Origin of the sequence: Paenibacillus azoreducens (genome assembly GCF_021654775.1) — a bacterium.
In the GTDB taxonomy this organism is placed as follows: domain Bacteria; phylum Bacillota; class Bacilli; order Paenibacillales; family Paenibacillaceae; genus Paenibacillus_AQ; species Paenibacillus_AQ azoreducens.
On sequence record NZ_AP025343.1, the window covers coordinates 2,174,638 to 2,198,980 of the forward strand.

Below are 24,343 nucleotides of genomic sequence, written 5' to 3' on the forward strand. Positions count from 1 at the left end.
AAAACCATGACTAGAAACTTAAAAGAATTGATTGCGCAAATGACCGTTGAAGAGAAGGCGAGCTTATGCTCGGGATTAAATATGTGGCAAACCAAAGCCGTGGAGCGGGTAGGGATTCCGTCGATCGTTATGACCGATGGTCCCCATGGATTGCGCAAGCAGGAGAGACCTGGAGATATGTCCAGCAAAACCGTGCCGGCAACCTGCTTTCCGAGCGGAGCGGGCCTCGCTTCTTCTTGGGACCGCAATCTGATCCGTGAAGTGGGGCAGGCGCTTGGCGAAGAATGTCTGGCGGAAGACGTACAGATTATTCTGGGTCCTGCTGTTAATATTAAGCGATCGCCGCTGTGCGGACGCAACTTTGAATACTTTTCCGAAGATCCGTATTTGGCATCGGAAATGGGTGCGCAGCATGTGCTTGGCGTTCAGGAAAAAGGGGTCGGCACATCCGTCAAGCACTTTGCAGCGAATAACCAGGAAACGCTGCGCAACTCCATCAATACGATTGTCGATGAACGTACTTTAAACGAAATCTATTTGCGGGCATTTGAAGGACCGATTACTGAAGGCGATGCCTGGACGGTGATGTGTGCCTATAATTTGGTGAATGGGGACTTCTGCTCGGAAAATGAATATTTACTGACCGATGTGCTCAAAAAACGCTGGGGACACGGTGGATTCGTCATGACGGATTGGGGAGCGATCAACGAGCGGGTGAAAGGGCTGAAGGCAGGCCTTGAGCTTGAAATGCCATATGCGGGACCGGAGCGCGACCGCATGATTGCAGAAGCCGTCAAATCGGGCGAACTGGATGAAAAAGTGTTGGATGAAGCCGTGGAACGCATGCTCAAGGTCATCTTTGCCGCATACGATGCGCGGCAGGAAGGCTACCGGTATGACCGCGAAGCGCATCATGCCCTTGCTAGAAAAGCGGCTGCAGAATGCATGGTGCTTCTGAAAAATGAAGGCGGCTTGCTTCCGCTGAATCCTCAACAATCTGTGGCGGTAATCGGTGCATTGGCGGATAAGCCCCGCTATCAGGGCGGAGGAAGCTCGCATATTTCTCCATACCGTTTGGATGAGGCCCTTGCAGCGGTCCGCGAAGCGGCTGAAGGCGAGGTCGGATATGCGCAAGGCTACAGCCTGACGGAAGATGTTATGGATGATGCGCTTATGAACGAAGCGGTCGAGTTGGCAGCCGCAAAGGATGTTGCCGTGATTTTTGCCGGGCTTCCCGACTCCTTCGAATCGGAAGGTTTCGACCGGACTCATCTCGATATGCCGTCTTCCCAATGCGAGTTGATCCGGCGCGTGGCCGCCGTTCAACCGAACACGGTCGTCGTTTTGTCCAACGGCGCTCCAATCGTTATGCCATGGCTGGATGATGCAAAAGCCGTTCTTGAAGGTTATCTGGGCGGGCAAGCGACAGGCAGCGCCGCAGCGGACGTATTGTTCGGCAAGGTGAATCCGAGCGGCAAGCTCGCGGAAACGTTCCCGGTCCGGTTGGAACAAACGCCTGCTTACCTGAACTTTCCGGGAGGCAAAAACGAAGTCTTTTACGGGGAAGGGCTGTTTGTCGGATACCGTTATTACGAAGCGAAAAAAGAGAAGCCGCTGTTCCCGTTCGGCTATGGTCTAAGCTACACGACCTTTGCTTACGAACAAATCGAGATAGATAAGGAACTGATCAAGGATACGGAATCGGTCAACGTGACTGTCACTGTCCGCAACACCGGCAGCCGAGCAGGCAAAGAAATCGTTCAGCTGTATGTCAAACCGGTGGACAGCTCGGTGGTAAGACCGGTGAAGGAACTGAAAGGCTTCGAGAAAGTAAGCCTGCAGCCGGGCGAAGCGAAGAAGATAACTTTCACATTGGACAAACGCGCTTTCGCTTACTTTAATACCGAGATTCACGACTGGTTCGCCGAAACCGGCGCATACGAAATCGTTGCGGGTCCGTCTTCAGCGGATACGCCGCTTGCGGCGGAAGTTAAAGTGGTCTCCACCGGCGTTCCATTCCGAAAGGTCACTCGAAATACCAAGTTTTATGAGCTGCTTGCCATTCCGGAAACGGCTGCGTTTGCGGAAAAAGCAATGAATGACAGCGTGGAAGGACTTAAACAAATGGGGGCTTTGTTTGCCGAAAGCATGGGAGACGGCGGCTTGGCACAACTGTTTGATGCGGTCGTGAAATGGAAGAAATACGACGGGCTGCGTTCGATGGCTGGCCTGATGGGCGGCAATACGAGCGAAGCGGATTTGGAAAAGATCATCCGCGAATTGAATGAAAAGTTAGGACTGTAAGCAGGTGCACAAGGAAGGGAGACGGACATGAAAAACAACAAGACAACCGGTACGACGGAGCAAATCGTTTATGTTCATAATCCGGGAGGACCCACATTAGGGTACTCTAAGGTCTCCGGCGTCGGCATTCTCGAGCAGGACGGCTTATTTTTCAAGGACCTGAATCGAAACGGAAAGCTGGATCCTTATGAGGATTGGCGGCTGCCTGCCAAAGAGCGGGCCAAGGATCTGGCTTCCAGAATGTCGATCGAGCAAATCGCCGGCCTCATGCTGTACAGCAGGCATCAGGCGGTCCCCGCTGCAAGCGGCGGCTGGTTTGCCGGAACTTATAACGGGCAGCCTTACGAAGCGAGCGGAGCCCAGCCCTGGGATCTGACCGATGAACAGAAGGCGTTTCTGGAAAATGACCATCTACGGCATATCCTGATCACAACGGTCGAAAGTCCGGAAATTGCCGCACGCTGGAATAATCAGGTGCAGGCTTTCGCCGAGGGCAGCGGACTTGGCATTCCGGCAAACAACAGCTCCGACCCGCGCCACAGCCCGGATTCAAGTGCGGAATTTAATGCCGGATCAGGCGGGAAAATCTCGATGTGGCCGGAACCTTTAGGCCTGGCAGCGACATTTGATCCTGCCGTTACCCGCAAATTCGGCGAGGTGGCTTCCAAGGAATACCGCGCATTGGGAATAACGACAGCTTTGTCTCCTCAGGTGGACATTGCCACCGATCCGCGCTGGTTCCGGTTTAACGGGACCTTTGGCGAAGATCCACAGTTGTCTGCCGATATGGCACGCGCTTATGTGGATGGCTTTCAGAATTCCGAAGGAGAACGCGAGCTTGCGGAGGGATGGGGTCTAGACAGCGTTAACGCGATGGTGAAGCACTGGCCTGGAGGCGGCTCGGGAGAAGCGGGGCGCGACGCCCACTTTGGATGCGGCAAATACGCGGTTTATCCGGGAGGACGTTTTGCGGATCATCTGAAACCTTTTATCGATGGAGCTTTCAAGCTGGAAGGAAAAACAGGGAAAGCTTCCGCCGTCATGCCGTATTACACGATTTCGTTCGGACAGGATCCGGTGAATGGCGAAAATGTCGGCAACTCCTACAATGCATACCTGATTCGCGACCTATTGCGCGATGAGCATGGATATGACGGCGTCGTTTGTACCGATTGGATGATCACGGCCGATGAATCGGCCAGCAGAGACTCATTCCTGTCGGGGAAATCCTGGGGAGTGGAGCATCTGACCGTAGCCGAACGGCATTACAAGCTGCTTATGGCAGGCGTCGATCAGTTTGGCGGCAACAACGAAATCGGTCCCGTGCTGGAGGCGTACCAAATGGGGGCCGCCGAACATGGCGAAGAATGGATGCGGGCCCGGTTCGAGGCATCGGCCGTACGGCTGCTGCTGAACATGTTCCGCCTTGGTTTGTTCGAAAATCCATACTTGGAGCCGAATCATAGCGCGGAAATCGTGGGCTGCCCTGAATTTTGCAAAGCAGGTTACGAGGCCCAACTGAAATCCGTGGCGATGCTGAAAAATAAAAACAATGTGCTCCCGCTTGCACGAAAAACAAAGCTGTACATTCCGAAGCGGTTTATCGCGGCGGGGAAAGACTGGTTTGGAAATCCTACGCCGGAAAAGCTGGAGTATCCAATGAGTCTCGATGTTGCGGCAAAATATTTTACAATAACGGAAAATCCGGAAGAGGCGGATGCGGCGCTTGTTTTCATCGAGAATCCAAAGTCGGGGTTCGGATACAGCCAGGAAGACCGCGATCGCGGCGGCAGCGGTTATGTGCCAATCAGCTTGCAGTATAAGCCGTATACAGCCGAAACTGCGCGCGAGGTCAGCCTTGCGGGCGATCCGCGCGATAGCGACATCCTGAACCGCTCCTATCGGGGCAAAAGCGTCAGAACGCATAATGAAGCGGATTTGGACATGATTTTGAAAACCGTGGACGCGATGAAAGGCAAACCGGTCATTGTCAGCATGCTGTTATCGAATCCGGCGGTCGTTAGCGAATTCGAGCCTTATGTGGATGCGATTGTGGCGAACTTTGGCATTCAGGATCAGGCACTGCTCGATATTTTATCCGGGGATGCCGAACCTTCAGGTCTTCTTCCGATGCAAATGCCTGCCGATATGCGTACGGTCGAGCTGCAGCTTGAAGACGTGCCGCATGATATGGATTGTTACAAGGATTCGGAAAACCATGTCTATGATTTTGCTTTCGGTTTGAACTGGAGTGGCGTCATCGACGATGAACGCACCCGCGCTTACCGTCAAGGAATCACCCCAAACAAGCGTTGAATCAAAAAGCAAAACGGATGGGAATCATAAGCATGCTGCTGCAAAAGGATTCAGCCAAGCGAAAAATGCCGATTTACAACAGCTGGCGTGATTTGATAAAGTAAATGGCAGATTCTCTTGGACAGGATTGCATATGAGAATTGACAGCTGAATCCCGACATAGAAAGAAGGCAGAAAAGAAAATGAATCAAACCGTATTGTCTCCGCTTGTCAAAGCGCTGGGCCTTCAGCCTCATCCGGAAGGCGGATGGTATAAGGAATTGTGGAAGGCGTCATTTGAAATTCCGAAGGAAGTGCTTCCTGCTAAGTACTCCGGTTCGCGTCCTTCGGCTTCATCGATTTATTTCCTGCTTCATCCGGGCGAGTTTTCCAAATGGCATCGGGTGTATTCGGATGAAGTGTGGTTATGGCATTCAGGATCGCCACTGCAGCTTGTCCTGGGAGGAGACGAAGAGAATCCGGGCGAGCGCAAAGAAATCGTTCTCGGCACGGATTTGGAAAAAGGACAGGTTCCGCAGGCGCTGGTTCCGGCAAATGTATGGCAGGAAGCGCGTCCGCTAGGCGATGAACCGGTTCTCGTCTCCTGCGTTGTATCCCCGGGTTTTCATTTTGACGATTTTACCATGATTGATTAAAAGGCTTTATGGATTACGAGAAACCTGCTGCGATATGATGCGGCAGGTTTTTTTGGCAGTATAGAATTTATAAGTTTTTTTGGGGGTCCCCGCAAAGTATTTGGAATAAGCATCGAAGCATAGGCTCCACTTTGTGGGGTTATTTTATAATATCTTCTGGGTTCCCGCAAAGTAATCGGAGTAAGCTTCAAAGGCCACGCGTCACTCCGTACTTTTGCTCCGCAAAAGCGCCCCTCTGTGAGAGGCGCCCTTACTTCTTTCCGATACTCTTTGTGGTTTTTTTTGGCGTTAGTCATTGTATTTCGGGAAATATTCATCAAAAATGTTTGGACCGCCTCCGTAAAGGGTAAAAAATAAATATGCCGACTTGTTTGCGGCTATATTAAGGGAGGTAATTCAAAGATGTCATCACATTCGCTTACAGCAGAACAGAGAAACGACACAAATCATTCGAGTTTGCGCCGTCTTAGAGAAAAAGGTCGTATTCCTGCCGTAGTATACGGTTCCCAAACCGATAGCATACCGATCAGCGTGGATGCGAAGGAATTGATGAAGGTTGCCAGAACGGGACGTACGGAGATGTTCAAGCTTAAAGTGGAAGGTTCCTCCGACCTGAATGTCATCATTAAGGATTTTCAAAAAAAGGGCGGGGAATGGTCGCATGTTGACTTTTTGCATATCTCTGCCGACAAGCCGCTGCGTGTTCGCATTCCGATTGAATTCCTTGGCACTGCTGAGGGTACGAAAGCCGGAGGCGTGCTGCAGCATCAGGAAACGGAGCTTGAAGTTGAAGGGCTTCCCGCTAAACTGCCGACTTCGATCGAAGCGGATATTTCGCATATGAAGATGGGTGACAAGCTGGTTGCCGGAGACATCAGGCTGCCTGAAGGAGTAAAATTAATAGCTTCACCGGAAGAGGTTATTGCTACGGTAACGGCTTCCCGCGCTGCTGTGGAAACCGAAGCGGAATCCGAGGAACAGGCCGAATCTGAGGCTGATACAGCTAAAGCAGGAGAGTAACCACTAACGGATAAACATATACACAAGCAAAACCCGGCCAGATTCGGCCGGGTTTTTAAGATTATAGAAGTTTTAAACGGGAGCTTATACAATTCTATAATCGCATCCGCTAAGTGCGCGGCCCTCGCTTCTTAGAAAGTACGTCGATAAACGTTTTTTCCAAAATGCGGTATTCCGGAACGTTGGGTGCGCTGATTCCCCGCTAAACATTCCTGTGTAGGCTAAGAAAATGGTCTTTGAAAAAAAAAGGAGCGCCTCGTATGATAGGGGTGAGACGGGTCAAATGCCCTAAAAACCTATCAGGAGGCGCCTACTATGAAGTTTACTCGAATTGAAGTTACAAATCAACGGATTGAACGAATTACCACCCAGCACGCTATCGTGGGGATCGACATCGCCAAAGAGAAGCACGTCGCTCAAGTGACCAACTTCCGCGGTATCGTACTCACGCGTCGGCATCTGACCTTTGCAAATACGCTCGAAGGCTTTGAGAGGCTGATGCGCTTTACCCAAGAAGTACAGAAGAAGCAGGGATTGACATCGGTTATCGTCGGCCTCGAGCCGACCGGACACTACTGGTTTAATCTAGCCCATTGGCTGCGGAAACAAGGAATCGAGGTCGTCCTGGTGAACCCAGTCGTGACGCATCGCAACAAGGAGAACCGTGACAATAGCCCGTCCAAAAACGATGCCAAGGATGCCCTAACCATTGCCGATGCGGTCAGCCGCGGCTTCTATACCGAGTTTACCCCGCAAGCAGGCCAATTGGAGCAACTCAAGACGCTGATGAGCGATCGGGAATTCTGGGTGAAATATGCTATCAGTTTGGGTAATCGCATCGTCCGCTGGATCGACATGTACTTTCCGGAGTTCCAGCTTGTTTTTAAAGACTGGAAGGCCGAGCGCTCGTTGGCTTCCCTGCGGGCTTTTCCTTTACCGTGCGAGTTGCAGGACCTGAACGCCGATGAAGTCATCCAGCGCTGGCACGAACAAGGCATGAGACGCCCGGGTGGAGTTACCGGGAAAGCGAAGGCGGTCCAACTCATCCAGGCGGCCAAACGCAGCATTGGCCGTACCGAGGGATTGGAGCAGGCAAGGCGAGATCTGCAGCGCCTGCTGACGGCGTACGACCAGATTACAAGCCACCTGCAAGAGATGAAGGAAGAAGTCGAAGCGCTGCTAGGGAAGATCCCCATGGCCAAACAGTTGCAGAGCATCCCCGGGATGGGCCCGACCACGATCGCAGCCTTGCTGGGATTCGCCGGCGATCTTGGTCACTATGCCCATGGACGGCAGCTCTTGCGCCGCGCCGGGCTCAATCTGGCTGAACGAACCTCCGGCAAGTACAAAGGTCAGATCAAGCTCTCCAAACGCGGAGACAGTGCGCTGCGCAAATATTTCTTTTTGGCTATGCTCACCTTGGTGCGTGAAAACCCGGACTTCAAACGGTGGCATGAACACAACTTGAACAAGGGCATGAAGAAGATGGCTTCGTTATTCAAATTAATCGGCAAGCTGGCCCGGATCGTCATCGGGATGGTCCAGCGTGGAGAAACGTATCGCCCTGAGATCGGTGTGAAGCAGGCCGCCTAACCCCGAGGATTCCTATCGATCCCGTAGCACCTGTCGCCCCGTCGTATTACGAATATTGTCTTATTCGCAGGATCTCTAATATGCACAGAGAACCGAGTGCCAGTTTCGCAAGGGCATAGACCCGTCACCTAAACGCTATCGGTCTCCACGCCTTGGGTAGGTATGACGAAGGAATGGAAGGACAATGATCCGTTGAGACATGGGAGGGTGAACCTCCAAGGGCCAAGTGGAGCGTGCAGTATACCAGCACCCACGAAGTGCGTATAAGCGTAGCTTCTGTTCTTGCACGCCCGTTTGTCGAAAAAAGCGGTGTCTACTTCTTCATTCCGGCTCTCGTTCTGTTTTACAAGGCGAAGGAATTCTGCGAATAAGTGAGTATTCGTGAGAAAACACCTTAAATACGAGGGACGAAACTGGGTATAGTTATTTGGGCGAGACACGGCCTAATATCCTCTATTTCATCCAAATAGCAATCCACCGTTTCGTTAGAAACTTCAAGGCCTCTATTTTGGCTCAATAGCGATCTACCGTTTCGTTAGAGAACTGGAGCGGGCTCAGCAGCGTAATAGCGTTATATAGATGCTTTATAGAGCTGATCACCTCATTTTTTCTCCACAGTTACTCAGCGGCGCTCATCCAATCCTCGTATAACTGCTGAATTTTCGCTTTCAGCCGCTCGCTATCCTCGTGCAGTTCCGCCAGTTTGTTTGCGTCACAGGCAATGGTCGGGTCCATCATCCGTTTCTCAATGTCCAGAAGCTGTTGCTCGGCGTTTTGAATTTCGGATTCCCAAGCTACGGATGCCGTTTTGGAAGTGGACTTGGGCCGTTTTACGGCAGGGTCGAAGGAAACCGCAGCGGTGGATGTCAGAGCCGCTTTAGGTGTCTCCGGCTGTTTTATAGGAACCGGACGGGCATGGTATTCTTCCAATCCGCCCGGGATCACCCGCAACTCACCTTCTTCCAAGCTCCAGATTTGACTCGCAAGCCGGTTAATGAAGTAGCGGTCATGGGACACCGCCAGGATCGTTCCCGGGAATTCCTCCAGTGCTTCTTCCAGCACTTCTCTGGAATCGATGTCCAAATGATTGGTCGGCTCATCGAGAATCAGCAAATTCGGCTTCAGCTCCATCAGCACGGCAAAACGCAGCCTCGTCCATTCCCCGCCTGAGAGGCTCGAAATATTTTTGAAAACATCCGCTCCGTAAAAGAGAAAGCGTGCCAGCTTGCTCCGTGCCTCGCCTTCTTCGATTCCGGCCTGCTCACGGTAGAACTGCAGTACGGTCTGCTGCGCATGTTCCGGATGCTCCTGCTGCGCCAGATAACCGGTTACGACGCGGGAGCCCAAGGCTAGGTTTCCTTCGGTAACCTCCTCACTGCCCAAAATCATTTGCAGCAGGGTGCTTTTCCCGCAGCCGTTGGCCCCCAGCATCATGACGGTTTCCCCGTACCGAAGCAAAGCGTTTATACCCCGGAACAGGAAATGATCACCGAAAGCTTTGCCTACATCGTCAAGAACCAGCACCTGCTTGCCGGAGCGGTCATCCTGCTGCAGCTGCAGGTCCATTTTTTTGCGTTCGAGCACAGGACGTTTTAGTTTGACCATGCGGTCCAGCGCTTTTTGCATGGAGGCTGCGCGGCGGTGAAAGCTTGGGTTCGGCGGATTGGCTTCGTTGCCCCATTGGATCAATTGTTTGATGCTTTCCTGCATTTTTTTGATCTTTTTCTGCTGTTCCTGATATTGCGCGAATTGAAGCAGCAGCCGTTCTTCCTTCTCTTTTTGGTAACCGCTGTAGTTGGTATGGTAAATAAAAGCTTCGCCGTCTTCGATTTCAATGACCTTGGTGACAAGCCGGTCAAGAAAATAGCGGTCATGCGAAATGGTCAGCACGGTGCCTTTGTAATCCGCCAAAAACTGTTCCAGCCACTCCACTGCGGCCATGTCCAGATGGTTGGTGGGTTCATCCAGCAGCAGAATATCCGGCTTTTCAAGCAGCAGCGCCGCCAATCCGATTTTGGTCTTTTCTCCGCCGGAAAGGGAAGCAAAGGGTTGGGAAAGCTGCTGCGCAGGGATGTCAAGACCGTTTGTCACCTTCGTGATGGAAGATTCAATCTCGTAACCGTCAGCGCGTTCGAACTGCTCCTGCAATTTGCCGTATTCCTCGAGCCAGCCCGCCATAGCTTTGGCGTCACCGGTTTGATCAGGGTCCGACATGAGGGCTTCGAGCCCGCGCATCCGCTTCTGCCATTCAAGCGGGGCGGCAAAAGGACGGAGCAGGACGTCATATACGCTTTCCGCAGGCGAGGCTTCCGGAATTTGCGCGAGCAAGCCGATCTTAGCCCCTTTTTGAATCGCGATGGTTCCCTGATCGGGTTTGTCACCGTCTTCCCCTTTGAGCAGGCGGAGCAAGGTTGTTTTGCCGCTGCCGTTGCGGCCGATCAGCGCGGCTTTTTCTCCCAGCGAAATTTCGAAGCAGATATCGGACAGCACCAGTTCGGCGCCATGGTATTTTTGTACGTTTTTGCATTGAATCATCATTTTATTTTCCTCCATAGATGCCGGAACCTACAGAAAAAAACCGCAAGGAAATGTCCCTGCGGCTGAACGTTCAACGCTTATTGTCCGTTGAAGTTAAGGTAGGAGCGGCATTTCGCAATTTTTTGAAGCAACCGGATATTTAAAAATGGACAGACTGATCCCGTGAAATGTTGATGCATGAAAAATTCCGGATAATGCCATCGGTAATTGATTGATCCGGTCGTTCGAAAAATTGCGCACCACTTCTACCTCACCTCCTGTTTTACAAAGTTATGACCAATTGTACCCGGTTTTTCATCAGACTGCAAGGGCTCGCCATCGTATTTGTGGATATTTTGGGCGGGAAGGATGTTTGCCTTCCGGGGAAGAGGCGGATGAAGTAATCTTTGAATCGTATTTAAGCAAAATGAAGCGCAGAAAAACAGTATAATAAAATAAAGTGTAAATTAAACAGCAATATGGAGGCCGTGATGAAAAAAATCATGTTTACCGGCGGCGGTTCCGCCGGCCATGTGACCGTAAATATGGCGCTGATGCCGCTTTTTCTAAAAGAAGGCTGGTCCGTGGAATATATAGGTTCCAAGCAGGGAATTGAGAGGGAACTGGTAGGCTCTCTCGCCGAAGTGAAATATTTTCCGATCTCGACAGGCAAGCTGAGAAGATATTTGGACATAAAAAATATTAAGGATCCCTTTAAGGTGATCAAAGGCGTGCATCAAGCCTACCGATTGATCAAAACGCGCAAACCGCAGGTTTTATTTTCAAAAGGGGGATTCGTATCCGTCCCGGTCGTGATCGGGGCATGGTTAAACAAAGTGCCTGTCATCATTCATGAGTCCGACATTACGCCGGGCCTCGCGAACCGCATCTCGATTCCGATGGCATCCGTCGTCTGCACGACGTTCCCGGAAACGGCCGAACAAATGAATACGGCCAAAAGCCGATATGTGGGCGCGGTGGTCCGGGAGGAGCTTCATCAAGGCAACGCGGATCGCGGAAGGGATTTTTGCGGTTTTGAGCGGAATCAGTTTGTTCTGCTGATCATGGGAGGAAGCCTTGGAGCCCGCAAAATAAACGAAACGGTAAGATCGGCGCTGCCTACCCTGCTAAATTATTTTCAAGTCGTTCATATATGCGGGAAAGGGCAGGTCGACCCGAGCCTTGACATACCCGGCTATTGCCAGTACGAATATATCAACGATGAATTGCCGGACGTCCTGGCCATGGCGGATTTGGTGATTTCCCGCGCCGGCTCCAATTCGATTTTCGAGTTTTTGTCGCTTCGAAAGCCGATGCTGCTCATTCCGCTCACCCTGCAGCAGAGCAGGGGGGATCAAATCCTCAACGCCCGTTCGTTTGAAAAGGCGGGATACGGCAAGGTATTGGAGGAGGAAAACCTGAATGAGGTTACCCTCGTTTCAGGGTTGATGGAGGTGTTCAAAAGCCGGAAGGAAATCGTTGAAAACATGAAAAACAATGCGAATTCCGATGCCCTGTCCGCCGTATTCCATCTCATTAAAGAGACGGCCAATCGACAATAAAGAGAACAGGAGTTCTTGATTTTGCGGAATGTATGGTATATTGATAAGAAGATGATAAGAAAATGATAAGAAAATGATAAGAAGCGATAGGTACTACCCGGAAAGGACGGACTCATGCTGGCATTTACCGCGGAACGAATTCGAATTTTATGCGGCGCGACAGGTTATAAACGCGGAGAAACGATGATGGAGCACGGCCAGGTGATGGTGGCGGAGCGGGATGACGAAGGCCGCTGCAGCAGGGCCGTCGTGCAGGACCAGGAAGTTTTCCATGTTCATATCGAACTTGACGATAACGATTTTCATGCGGAATGCGAATGTGCCGCTTTCGGCGGTTACTATCCATATTGCAAACATATCGCGGCCGTTTTAATCCTTATGCTGGAGGAGGATAAAAATGGAGGACAGGCCGTTGGGCGCCGCCCAGGACAAGTGATGCCGCTGCCGACCACTGGCGTGACTTCGCGTGATATCCGGCTGACGAGCGGATTGATCGACCTGTTCGACAAGGCTGCAAGCCATAGGCGCAAAAAGGCGGGCCAAAAACTGGCGAACGCTTTAAAGGAAACGCTTAGCGTTGAATTTTTGTGCAAAATTACGGATGAATATTTGCCGGACCCCAAGTTCCGAATCGAGATGAAAATGGGGCTGAAAAAGCAATATATCGTGCAGAATATCCGGCAGCTGCTGCTGCATGTCGATGAAGGGAAACAGCTCCCTTTTACCAAGCTGTTTATGTATGATCCGGGTTTGCACAGCTTCCGGGACGAGGATTGGGCCGTCATTGAGCAGCTGATGCGCATAGCAGACAGTGAATTTGCTTATGATGAAACCGGAAAATATTATGCCGGCTTTTCCTCATCGGGAAATCAGCGTTTGCTGACCATTCCCCCTCTGGCATGGGACGCGCTGCTGCCGCTGTTGATCGAAGCCGGGGCACTTTTGGAACGGGATTTTGGCGATCCGGTACAGCTGCAGGCGGCGGAAGGGACGCTTCCGGTCTCGTTTGAAATCAGCAGCGGCACGGGCGAAGCTTACAGCTTTGAAATCCGGGGGCTCAAAAGGGTCAAGGTGATGAACGCATATCGCTGCGCTGTTTTGGAGGATCGGATATACCGTCTGCAAGACCGGGAGCTTTTTCTGTTATCCGAAATGAAATCGATGCTTTACCGCCATGACCATGCAAAAATTCAGGTTTCCCCGCATCAAATGGATGCGCTTATGGAGCGGGTGGTTCCGGGTTTGCGCCAAATCGGCAGCGTCTCGGTGGATTCCGCAATCCGCGAACGTATCGTTCAGCCGGCGCTGTCCGCCAAGCTTTATTTGGACCGGGATGAATCCGTGCTTAAGGCTAGGGGCGAATTTGTGTATGGAGGGATTGTGATCGATGCCCTCGCGGATGACTGGGATGCGCGCAAAGACAGCGAACTGATCCTGGTAAGGGATTCGGATAAAGAACGGAAGCTGTTGGATCTGCTGACCGAAAGCAGTTTTGTAAAGTGCGAAAAGGAATGGGTGCTGGATCTTGCGGAGGAGGAAAGCGTATATGACGTGCTGTATCATCTGCTGCCGCGTCTCGATTCCTGGGTCGAGGTTTATGCCACCGATTCAGTGAAACAGATGATGCATATGGGACGCAAAGCTCCAAAGATCAAGGCCGATGCGGATCAAACCATGAATTGGCTGGAGATCAGCTTTGAATTGGATGGGATCAACGAGAAGGAAATTCGCAAGATTTTGCTCAGCATCGTGGAGAAAAAGAAATTTTACCGCCTCTCCGAGGGTTCGTATTTATCGCTTGAAGGGGAAGCTTTCCAGCTGTTTGGCGAGTTGTATGAAGACTTCGGCATGAAAAAAGGGGACGTGACCGGGAGCCGGATGCAGCTGCCTGTTGTCAGAGGGCTTCAGCTTCGGGACCGGGAAAGCGGCAGTTTGCAGCTCGGCAAATCGCTGCGCGCTCTGCTGGATCACATGCTCCGTCCCGGGCATGGGGAATTCGCGATCCCGGCGGAGCTGGAAACCGTCTTGCGGGATTACCAGAAGGAAGGTTATCAGTGGCTGAAAACGCTGGGCTCCTACCGCTTTGGCGGCATTTTGGCCGATGATATGGGCCTTGGCAAAACGCTGCAAAGCATAGCCTTCATTTTGGCGGAAGCGCGTGAGCAGGCGGTGCGCCAGCCGATCTTGATCGTTGCGCCGGCATCGCTGGTTTACAATTGGGAAAGCGAGTTCCGGCGGTTTGCCCCGTCCCTGAAAGTCCAGGTGGCGCTGGGCGCGAGAAAGGAACGCATCGATTCTCTTCTGCGCATCGCGGATCGGGAGTCGGAAACAGAAGCCGATGAACAAACGCCGGATCAGGATGCGGATGTCATCATCACCTCCTATCCGTCGCTGCGCAAAGATATTCGTATCTATAGGGAGATGGCGTTCAGCACTTTGTTTCTGGACGAGGCACAGGCGATCAAAAATGCATCGACCCAAACCGCGCAAGCTGTGCGGGAACTGACGGCAGGATGCAGGTTTGCGCTGACCGGTACGCCGATTGAAAATTCCGTAGACGAGTTATGGGCGATTTTTGATGCCGTGTTTCCGGGGCTTTTTGCCGGGATCAAAAACTTCAGGGGGCTTACGCCCGAACGGGTTGCCAGAATGGTTCAGCCCTTTATTCTACGGCGGCTGCGTGCCGACGTGCTTGAGGAGCTGCCGGAACGGATCGAGACGGTGCAGCAGTCGGAGCTCAGCCGGGATCAGAAAAAGCTCTATGCAGCTTATCTGGAGGAATTCAAGGAAGAGACGATCCGTGATCTTGAATTTGAAGGTTTTCAGCGGAGCCGCATGAAGATTTTGGCCGGCATTACCCGGCTGCGCCAGCTATGCTGCCATCCGGCCTTGTTCGTTGAGGATTACGAAGGGGAGTCCGGCAAGCTGGAACAGCTGCTTGAGATGGCGCAGGACTGCTTGGAAAGCGGCAGAAGGATTCTGATTTTCTCCCAGTTCACGAGCATGCTGCGGATCATCCGCAGTGAGTTCGGCAAATTAGGCATTCCCGTTTTTTATTTGGATGGACAAACCCCGGCCAAAGAGCGTCTGGATATGTGCGACCGTTTTAACGCCGGGGAACATGACGTATTCTTGATTTCGCTCAAAGCCGGAGGTACAGGGCTGAATCTGACCGGAGCGGATACCGTCATTTTGTATGATTTGTGGTGGAATCCCGCAGTGGAAGAGCAGGCGGCGGGGCGGGCTCACCGGATGGGGCAGAAAAATGTGGTCCAGGTCATCCGGCTGGTAACGAAAGGAACCGTGGAGGAAAAAATGCTGGAGCTTCAGCAGCGGAAAAAAGACCTGATCCGCGATGTGATGGAGCCTGGCTTCGATTCGCAAACGGCACTGTCGGAACAGGAAATTCGCGAACTCCTCGCCCTGTAGGTTTAATTTATACCAGAGAATCCCATGATAGTCATGGGGTTCTCTTTTTTCTAAATGCGGTCTGTCTTCTGTGAAAGTACGTCGAAAGACGTTTTTGTTAAGATATTAGAAAGTATAAGTTTTTTGGGGTCCCCGCAAAGTATTTGGAAGAAGCATCGAAGCATAGGCTCCGCTCAGTACTTTTGCTCCGCAAAAGCGCCCCTCTTTGAAGGGCGCCCTTACTTCTTTCCGATACTCTTTGTGGGGTTATTTTATTTTGTTTGAGTATTTATGAAGGAGTTTTGGAGGGGATGGCGAAAATGTATCTAGTATATTTGGCCTATGATCTGATATTCATGGATTTTTGATATGAGGAGAAGAAGGATATGGGATACAGTACCGATGAGAATCCATCTGCCGGGTTTCCGCTGCTGCAGTCTTTTCTTGACCGGAAAAAAGAAAACGAGGTTTGCCGAAGACGAAAGGAACTGCTGGCGCAAAAACATTCCTTGAAGAATAACCGGACGGATGGGAACGAAGCCGAAAAACACGCATTTGAAGCGGCATGGTATGATCATCAGTTAGAGTGGATTGCATCCGTACACCGGATGTGCGGGGAATCGATTGCATGGGATCAAATCGCGGCCACAATGCCTCCGTTTCCGAGGGGAGAGAAGGGCCCGCGTGAAAAGCTGGCTGAAGCAAGCTGCCTTGAATACAAGCCGACACGGATGCAAAAGCTTTTGAAGCAGGATGACGCCATCAGGCGGGAGCTGGAGAAGCGGCTTGAAGAGGCCAAGGAGCAGGATCGGCAGGAGTATACCCGTTGGAAGAATGTAACGGATTTTGCGCACAGTATTCTGGAAGGGAATCGTACAGCCTACCTGCAGGTATTGGAAGAAATCGCGCCGCTAGCGGATCTGCAGATGATGGGAAGCGGACTTGAGTATACCGTTGTGGATGCGTTGACGGTAGAAGTGGAAATGGACGTGAACTCCGGGCAGATGATCCCGCATGAGTCCAAACAACTGAGCGGGGACGGAATGTTTACGGCAAACCCGCTTCGCATGGAAGAGCGATATGAACTCGAACGTCAATACGTATGCGGTTCGGTGCTCAGGGTCGCCCGCGAATTGTGTGCGGTGCTGCCGGTCGATACGGTTCTCGTTCATGCCAAAGATACGAAATTCAACCGGGAGACAGGTCAGGAGGAATATGTGACGGTGTTGTCGATCCGGTTTGAACGTCCTTTGCTATCAAAATTGGATTTGGAGAAGGCGATCTGCCCCCAGCTGAAGGCTTATTTTCATCATCATGTCAAGTTCGATGCCGCATGGGGGTTTTTGCCGGTTGAGCAGTTGGGCCGCCTTTAAATATCATAATATGATCATGCCGCTGGACTGCGGGATTTTGCCTGATTTATTCATCAGATGCAAAGTACCGACGGGACGACGGCTTTTTTTATGCATGCTAGGCAGTCATTCCCTTTTTTGCCCCATTTTCATCTTGGCTACATTACTTTCAGAACATTTTGAAGTAAACGTTGCGGTCTGAACGACTGCTGGATGGATTCCAGCAGCCAATATCTCTAAATCGCCTATTTTGCGCCCTGATCAAGGGCGCTTTTTTAGTCTATAGGATGAGGAAAGTTATCCAATACCGGCGCTTCACGCGTAAAACCTGGATGAAAATTAAGCTTCAAAAGGCTTGAGAATCCGGGCATACGGCGGAAATCATAAAGTTTTGTCATCAGGGTTCCTGACAATATAGCGTTTTCATTTTGTTGAGTGTCAGGCTGACGCTGGCTAGGATTGGATATAGGGCGAACGGCATATTGCAAAGTTTCGTTCTACAAAAATCTAAAAGGAGGCTATTCTCATGGCCCAATCTACTTCTTTCTCCGCGTCCGGCGCCGCACGGGTCGGGGTTCAAAAATTCGGGCGCTTCCTGAGCGGCATGGTCATGCCGAACATCGGAGCGTTCATTGCGTGGGGCTTGATTACCGCACTTTTCATTCCGACAGGCTGGATCCCGAACGAATACTTCGCTAAGCTTGTCGACCCCATGATCAAGTATTTGCTCCCGCTGCTGATCGGGTATACCGGGGGCACGATGGTGCACAAGCAGCGCGGCGGGGTCATCGGCGCCCTGGTCACCATGGGTGTCATCATCGGAACCGACATTCCGATGTTCCTCGGCGCAATGGCGGTTGGACCAGGCGCCGCCTGGGTGCTCAAGAAATTTGATCAAGCCGTTGAAGGCAAAATCAAGTCTGGCTTTGAGATGCTGGTTAACAACTTCTCACTTGGCATCATCGGCGGCGTGCTCGTTCTGATCACTTATTCGATCGTTGGACGGATCATTGAAGCCGTAACGAATGTTCTTTCTTCCGGCGTCGAGTTTCTGGTTCATCATCATCTGATTCCGCTGGTCAACATTTTGATCGAGCCAGCGAAAGTGCTGTTCCTGAACAACGCCATTAACCACGGCGTTTTGAGCCCGATTGCGATTGAGCAGGCACAGAGCGCAGGCAAATCGATCCTGTTCATGCTGGAATCGAACCCGGGTCCGGGGCTTGGCGTCCTGCTCGCGTATATGATCGTTGGCCGCGGTTCGGCCCGTCAATCCGCCTCAGGGGCTGCGATTATCCACTTTTTCGGCGGTATTCATGAAATTTACTTCCCTTACATTCTGATGAATCCGCGCCTGATCCTTGCCGCAATGGCTGGCGGTGTGACAGGAACATTCACGTTCTCGCTGATGAACGCAGGCCTCGTCGGACCGCCTTCACCCGGCAGCATCATTGCTTACCTGGCTATGGCGCCGCGCGGTGAAATTCTTCCGGTGCTCAGCGGCGTGATCACCGCGGCGATCGTATCCTTTGCCGTGGCCGCGCTTCTACTGAAGACGAGCAAGAAGTCGGAAGAGGACCGGGAAGATCTGGATGAGGCAACCCAAAGAGTGAAAGACATGAAAGCTGCAGGAACTTACACTGCAGCGGCTGCCGCTGCATCAGAAGGGGACAAAGAAGCTACGCCTAACACCGGAGTAACTGGTACCGCAGCGCAGAAGAGCAAGGAGGAGGTTCATAAGATCATCGTTGCTTGCGATGCCGGAATGGGATCCAGCGCCATGGGCGCTTCAATTCTACGCAAGAAGATGAAAGCCGCAGGATCGGCAATCGAAGTGATTAACACGGCCATCAGCGACATTCCGTCCGACTCGGATATCGTAGTGACGCATAAGACGCTGACGGACCGTGCTCGCGAAGTGGCACCGCAAGCGGAGCATATTTCCATCGACAATTTCCTGAAGAGTCCGGAATATGACGAGCTTGTAGAACGCCTGAAATAACTATAAACGCTAGGGCGAATGGATGCGGGTATTTGGGCCGGCATTAGCGCCTATTGCGACCGTTATGGAGGCTTATCGGATGGAACTGACACACCGCGTTGGACAGATCCTGGGTTTGTTACTGCGCAGCCCGTATGAAAGCACGGTTGCGGAAATCGCGAGCAGCATTCGCGTCAGCCCGCGGACTGTGCACAGGGAACTGGATGCGGTAGAGAGCTATCTGCACCGCTATGGGATTACCCTGCACCGCAAGGCCGGTTCCGGACTCATCGTGGAAGGCAAGCCCGATGAGATTGAAAAGGTCCGGTCGGAACTGCTCGTTCCGGCCAATGTTGAATTCTCGGCGGATGAACGGCAGATTTACCTGCTTTACAGGCTCCTGGCATCAAGGGAACCGGTTAAGCTGTTCACGCTGGCTCACGAGATGAAGGTAACCGTCCCTACCATCGGAGCGGACTTGGATGATTTGACGGACTGGATTGGCAATCAGGGATTGTTGCTCATTCGGCGGCGCGGCTACGGGGTGGAAATTACCGGATCGGAGTCGCTAATTCGCGAGGCAATACGTAACCTCATACAGTATCGGCTGGATGATCTGTGGCTTATCGCCGGAGCTGGCCAAAAGCCGCTGCATCCGGTGGATGCGAAGATGGCCGAATTAGCGGGCGTGGACTGCATTACGGTGATTGAAGAAATTTTATGGAAGTGGGAGGAGATGGAACAGAAGGAGCCTTTCAGTGAAGATGCCTATACCGATCTGCTGATCCGTCTCTCCATTGCCGCGTCCCGCATTCGCTCAGGCATCGAAGTCAGCGAAGCGGAAGCCGCGCGGCTCGCTAATTTGCAGGGATTTGGCCGGGCAGGCGGAATGCCGCTACCCGATACGAAGCTAAAGGCGGCAGATACCTTGTGCAGGCAGCTCGGCGAAGCGCTGAATACGACCTATTCATCCGCTGAAGTGAAGTATGCAGCCGAACTGCTTGAGAGGGCTTCCGCGCATTCAAGCGGAATGCTCCCCGCGGACGATTTGGAGCTGGCCGGATCGGTCAGGTCGTTCATCCGAAAAATGGGGGAACTGGACGCGAACGATTACACCGCGGACCGATCCCTCCGGGATGGTCTGTTCACTCATCTGAAGGCGGCAATGGAGCGAATTAGCGCCGGGCAGCGTATCCGTAATCCGCTGCTGGAAGCGATCCGCAAAAATTATTCGGTGCTGTTCGGCCGGGTCCGGCAGGCAGCGGATATCGTATTTCCGACCATCCTTATTCCGGATGAGGAAATCGCTTTTTTGGTGATGCATTTCGGGGCTTCACGCGAGCGGCTCGGACAGGTTCACCCGCATGTGCGTGCGGTGATCGTATGCACGAGCGGGATCGGAACTTCCAAAATGCTGGCAGCAAGGCTTCGGAAGGAATTTCCTCAGATGCACATTGTGGAGCAGGCATCATGGTATGAAGCCGCCCGGATCCCGAAAACAAACTACGACCTTATCATCAGCACCGTGGATTTGTCGATTCCCGAAGAGCAATACCTGAAGCTTAGCCCGCTGCTAACCCCTGCAGAGGCGGATAAACTGCGTGACTATATCCGAAGACGCGTCATGCAGAAGACGTTGAACGAGATTCGGGCAGACAAACCGAAGCCGCCCAAACTCTTGGAGGATTTTGGCCCTCCGCCCGGAGAGTTAGAATCGACTGCCAGCTGTGGTGAAGCGGACCGCAGGCCCGAGATGGAAGGCTTGCTTTCCCTGAGCAAAACCGTTCAGCAGAGCATCGAGCTGCTCGAAGCCTTCCGGGTTCTTCCGCTACGGATAACAGGGGCGCCAAGTCTTGGCAAGTGGCTTCGCGCTGCTTGCAATCACCCGGAACTCGGGGAGGTCATCAGCGATCCTGAAGCTGTCGTCCTGCAACTGCTGCAGCGTGAACAGCATGGGACGCAGCTGATCCCGGGGACGGAGCTGGCGTTGTTTCACACGCGGAGCGAGATGGCGAAACGACCGTCCTTAATGCTGTTCGAGCTGGATCAGCCGTTCAAAATGGACGATTCGGGCCCTGTCGAGCTGTCGCGTTTTCTGCTGATGCTGGCCCCGAGACAGCTGACCGGCGAAAGCTTGAAAGTACTGAGCGAAATCAGCGCAACGCTGCTGGACAGCGATATGATCGAGGCGCTTGCGGAGGGGCGGGAGCACCGGATAAGGGATCTGATGTCCGCCCATCTCCGCGCTTACTTAAAAAACAAACTGGAGAGAGAGTGATCATCAATGAGCATTTTATCCGCAGATCAAATCCGTTTAAAGGTGAAAGTATCCGACAAATACGAAGCCATTCGCATGGCCGGCCAGATGCTGGTCGACGGCGGTCACGCGGATTATGAATATATCGAGAAAATGATAGAACGCGAAAATGCGCTCTCAACCTATATGGGCGCCGGGCTCGCCATTCCCCACGGTACCAATGAAGCCAAAGGGATGATCAAATCCACCGGGCTTGCCGTGCTGCAAATCCCGGATGGAGTTGATTTCGGCGGCGACGAGCCGGCCGTGCTGGTGGTCGGAATCGCCGCGCAAAACGGCGAACATATGGATATTCTGACCAGCGTCGCCATGGTATGCTCGGATGAGGACAGCATGGAAGCCATCCGTACGGCGAAGACTGCGGAAGAAATATTGGGCATTTTTGAAAGCGGGATGGAAGAATGAAGGCTCTTCACTTTGGCGCAGGCAATATCGGCAGAGGATTTATCGGTCTGCTGCTGTCGCAGTCGGGATACGAAGTTGTCTTCTCCGACGTCAATGAATCGTTGGTCCGGTCGCTGCAGGAACGTGGATCTTATACCGTAACCATCGCGGACGAAAATGGGGAGCGTATCCCCGTTCACGGAGTACGTGCCATTGACGGCCGGGACCTTGCTCTGGTTGCTGAGGAGGTTGCGACGGCCGATTTGGTTACGACGGCGGTCGGCGTTCCGATCCTGAAGCATATTGCGCCGGGCATTGCCGCAGGGATCAAGCTTCGCATGAAGCGAGGAGGTTCTTCGCTTCATATCATTGCATGCGAGAATGCCATCGGGGCCAGCACCCAGCTGAAGGAACATGTTATGGGTCTGCTATCTTTGGAAGAGAAGCAGCAGGCGGCTTCGATCGCAGCTTTTCCGGATTCGGCGGTGGACCGTATCGTGCCGCTTCAGCATCATGAAGATCCGCTTGCCGTTACGGTGGAGCCCTTCTATGAATGGGTCATCAACCGCTCCCAAATGTTCCCGGGTGCGAAGGAAATCAGCGGGGTTCATTACGTTGACGACTTGATTCCTTACATCGAGCGGAAGCTGTTTACCGTGAATACCGGCCACTGCAGTGCAGCCTATGCCGGTTACCGCAAAAGGTATGACACCATTCAGGAAGCCATGAAGGATGAAGAGGTGGTTGGCCTCGTTACCGGAGCGCTGCAGGAAACGGGAAGCATGCTGGTGCGTGCCTACGGCTTCGACGCTGCGGAGCATGAAGCTTATATCCACAAAATTGTAGACCGTTTCCGCAACCCTTATTTAAGTGATGAGGTTATCCGGGTCGGCCGTTCTCCAATTCGCAAGCTTTCGCCTGATGACCGTCTGGTGCGGCCGGCACTTCGGGCTTGGGAGCAGGGAGGAAACATCGGACATTTGACAAAGGTGATGGCGCTTGCGCTCAAATTCGATTACGCGGGGGATCCGGAGGCAGCCCGGCTGCAGGGTCTGATCGGAGAGAAGGGCGTACGCCGGGCGTTTGCCGAAGTGAGCGGGCTTGAATCCGATCATGCTCTGACCCAGCGCGTCATGGACGATTATGAACGGTGATGATGGATAGATAGGCAGCAAAGTAAATGGTGATTGGGCTCAGAAAAGATCGTAAACACTAAGGAGGTATTGCCATGAGCCATCTGTTGACAGGCGTTCCCGCATCGCCGGGCATTGCCATTGCCAAAGCTTACCGGCTGGAATCGGAGGGATCCGTACCGCAGCGGAAAGCGGTCGATGACATTGCGGCCGAGAAAAAGCGGTTAAAGGAAGCCGTCGAAGCGGCAAAAGCCGATATCGACAGGATCCGGGAAGAGACACTGGAGCGGCTTGGTCCGCCAAAGGCCGAAATTTTCGAGGCGCATTTGTTTCTTCTTGAGGACCCCGACCTGATTGATGCCGCGATGGACCAGATCGAGAGTGAAGGCATCAACGCAGAATATGCGTTGCATGAAGTGGCATCGGGAATCATGGAGGCTCTGCGTTCCATGGATAATGAGATGCTACGTGAACGGGCGGCGGACGTAAAAGATATTACCGGGCGGGTGATCACTAAGCTTGAGGGGCGTGAGCACATCGCGCTCTCCGAACTGAACAGCGAAACGATCCTGATCGCCAAGGATTTGACCCCTTCGGATACTGCCCAATTGAATCTGGAATTTGTGCGCGGATTCGTGACAGAAATTGGAAGTCGCACTTCCCATTCCGCTATTATGGCGCGTTCGTTGGAACTGGCAGCCGTTGTCGGCGCGGGGTCGGACGCTTCCGGGATCCGCACGGGAGACATGGTCATTCTGGATGCGACCGCAGGTCAGGTGATCGTGAACCCGTCGGACCGGCAGCTGGAGGAATATTCGGTACGCAAGCGGGAATATGAGGAGTATCAAATCCGGATGCGCAGCTATGTGGAACGTCCATCGGTCACTGCGGACGGCGCCCAAGTCGAGCTTGCAAGCAATATTGGCGGCATCGATGACCTTGAGAAGGTGCTCGCGAATGGAGCTGACGGCATCGGTCTGTTCCGAACGGAATTTCTGTATATGGGCCGCACCACGTTCCCGACCGAAGAAGAACAGTATTCCGTTTATAAACATGTGTTGGAAAAAATGGGCGGCAAACGTGTCGTGATCCGCACATTGGACATTGGAGGAGACAAGGAGCTGTCCTATCTGCAGCTGCCGAAGGAAAACAATCCGTTTCTAGGCCTTCGCGCCATCCGCCTGTGTCTCGAGCGCAAGAATTTATTCCGCATCCAACTAAGAGCGCTGCTCCGGGCAAGCGTGCACGGCAAACTCGCGATCATGTTTCCGATGATCGCCGTCCTGAGCGAACTTCAGGAAGCCAAGCGGATACTTGCTGAAGAAAGAGCCAAGCTGGAGCAGGAGGGGATCCCGGTGTCTCACTCCCTGGAGGTCGGCATCATGATCGAAATTCCCGCCGCAGCCCTGGCGGCCGATATTTTGGCCAAGGAAGTGGACTTCTTCAGCATCGGCACCAACGATCTGATCCAGTATACGATGGCGGCGGACCGCATGAACGAATCGGTCTCCTACTTATATCAGCCGCATCACCCATCGATTCTTCGCCTGGTGCAGCTGGTCATTCAGGCGGCCAATCGGAACGGAAAATGGGCCGGCATGTGCGGAGAGATGGCTGGTGATTCAGCAGCGATTCCGCTGCTGCTTGGTCTGGGACTGCATGAGTTCAGCATGAGCGCGTCATCCGTCCTTCCGGCACGGGAGCTGGTCTCCCGCTTGTCCAAGCAGGAATGGTCCCGGCTGACGGAACAGGCGCTTGGCATGAGCTCGCAGCAAGAGGTGCTTGATTTTGTAAACCAACAACTTAGGAGTGAAGCATAAG

Annotated in this window: 14 protein-coding genes; 13 read left to right on the forward strand and 1 reads right to left on the reverse strand. The window is 52.7% G+C overall.

Going from position 1 to position 24,343, the window contains the following annotated elements; all coding sequences use genetic code 11:
• Positions 1 to 6 precede the first annotated feature (6 nt).
• The 5 genes from L6442_RS09295 (at position 7) to L6442_RS09315 (ending at position 7,868) form a co-directional block, all read left to right on the forward strand.
• Entirely contained in the window at positions 7 to 2,304 is a 2,298-nt protein-coding gene (locus tag L6442_RS09295; protein WP_212979825.1) for a glycoside hydrolase family 3 C-terminal domain-containing protein, read from the forward strand.
• Positions 2,305 to 2,331: 27 nt separating this feature from the next.
• The gene (locus L6442_RS09300; protein WP_212979826.1) at positions 2,332 to 4,620 is read left to right on the forward strand and encodes a glycoside hydrolase family 3 protein; all 2,289 of its coding nucleotides are present in this window, start codon (positions 2,332 to 2,334) and stop codon (positions 4,618 to 4,620) included.
• Between the two features lie 182 nt (positions 4,621 to 4,802).
• Positions 4,803 to 5,255 (forward strand): cupin domain-containing protein, encoded by a 453-nt coding sequence (locus tag L6442_RS09305; protein WP_212979827.1) that lies wholly within the window; start codon positions 4,803 to 4,805, stop codon positions 5,253 to 5,255.
• Between the two features lie 402 nt (positions 5,256 to 5,657).
• The gene (locus tag L6442_RS09310; protein WP_212979828.1) at positions 5,658 to 6,275 is read left to right on the forward strand and encodes a 50S ribosomal protein L25; all 618 of its coding nucleotides are present in this window, start codon (positions 5,658 to 5,660) and stop codon (positions 6,273 to 6,275) included.
• Between the two features lie 315 nt (positions 6,276 to 6,590).
• Entirely contained in the window at positions 6,591 to 7,868 is a 1,278-nt protein-coding gene (locus L6442_RS09315; RefSeq protein ID WP_237099969.1) for an IS110 family RNA-guided transposase, read from the forward strand.
• A gap of 618 nt (positions 7,869 to 8,486) precedes the next feature.
• Here L6442_RS09315 and abc-f read toward each other — a convergent pair.
• A complete protein-coding gene (gene abc-f, locus L6442_RS09320; protein WP_212978686.1) occupies positions 8,487 to 10,406 on the reverse strand; it encodes a ribosomal protection-like ABC-F family protein in 1,920 nt (639 codons plus the stop codon).
• Between the two features lie 467 nt (positions 10,407 to 10,873).
• Between abc-f and L6442_RS09325 the strand changes: the two genes are divergently transcribed.
• The 8 genes from L6442_RS09325 to ptsP all read left to right on the forward strand — a co-directional run bounded on the left by L6442_RS09325 (position 10,874) and on the right by ptsP (position 24,342).
• On the forward strand, positions 10,874 to 11,947 hold the full coding sequence (locus L6442_RS09325) for an undecaprenyldiphospho-muramoylpentapeptide beta-N-acetylglucosaminyltransferase (RefSeq protein ID WP_212978685.1): 1,074 nt from the start codon (positions 10,874 to 10,876) through the stop codon (positions 11,945 to 11,947).
• Positions 11,948 to 12,061: 114 nt separating this feature from the next.
• Positions 12,062 to 15,376: a DEAD/DEAH box helicase gene (locus L6442_RS09330; RefSeq protein ID WP_212978684.1), complete on the forward strand. Its 3,315-nt coding sequence runs from the start codon at positions 12,062 to 12,064 to the stop codon at positions 15,374 to 15,376.
• A 365-nt stretch (positions 15,377 to 15,741) separates the two neighbouring features.
• Positions 15,742 to 16,728 (forward strand): hypothetical protein, encoded by a 987-nt coding sequence (locus L6442_RS09335; protein WP_212978683.1) that lies wholly within the window; start codon positions 15,742 to 15,744, stop codon positions 16,726 to 16,728.
• Between the two features lie 505 nt (positions 16,729 to 17,233).
• Positions 17,234 to 18,709, forward strand: a complete 1,476-nt coding sequence (locus tag L6442_RS09340; RefSeq protein WP_194232867.1) for a PTS mannitol transporter subunit IIBC — start codon at positions 17,234 to 17,236, stop codon at positions 18,707 to 18,709.
• A gap of 79 nt (positions 18,710 to 18,788) precedes the next feature.
• Positions 18,789 to 20,966, forward strand: a complete 2,178-nt coding sequence (locus L6442_RS09345) for a BglG family transcription antiterminator (protein ID WP_212978682.1) — start codon at positions 18,789 to 18,791, stop codon at positions 20,964 to 20,966.
• A gap of 6 nt (positions 20,967 to 20,972) precedes the next feature.
• Positions 20,973 to 21,410, forward strand: a complete 438-nt coding sequence (locus L6442_RS09350) for a PTS mannitol transporter subunit IIA (protein WP_212978681.1) — start codon at positions 20,973 to 20,975, stop codon at positions 21,408 to 21,410.
• Entirely contained in the window at positions 21,407 to 22,543 is a 1,137-nt protein-coding gene (locus L6442_RS09355) for a mannitol-1-phosphate 5-dehydrogenase (protein WP_212978680.1), read from the forward strand. Before L6442_RS09350 ends, L6442_RS09355 begins: the two co-directional genes overlap by 4 nt.
• A gap of 74 nt (positions 22,544 to 22,617) precedes the next feature.
• Positions 22,618 to 24,342: a phosphoenolpyruvate--protein phosphotransferase gene (gene ptsP / locus L6442_RS09360; protein ID WP_212978679.1), complete on the forward strand. Its 1,725-nt coding sequence runs from the start codon at positions 22,618 to 22,620 to the stop codon at positions 24,340 to 24,342.
• Position 24,343: the final 1 nt, after the last annotated feature.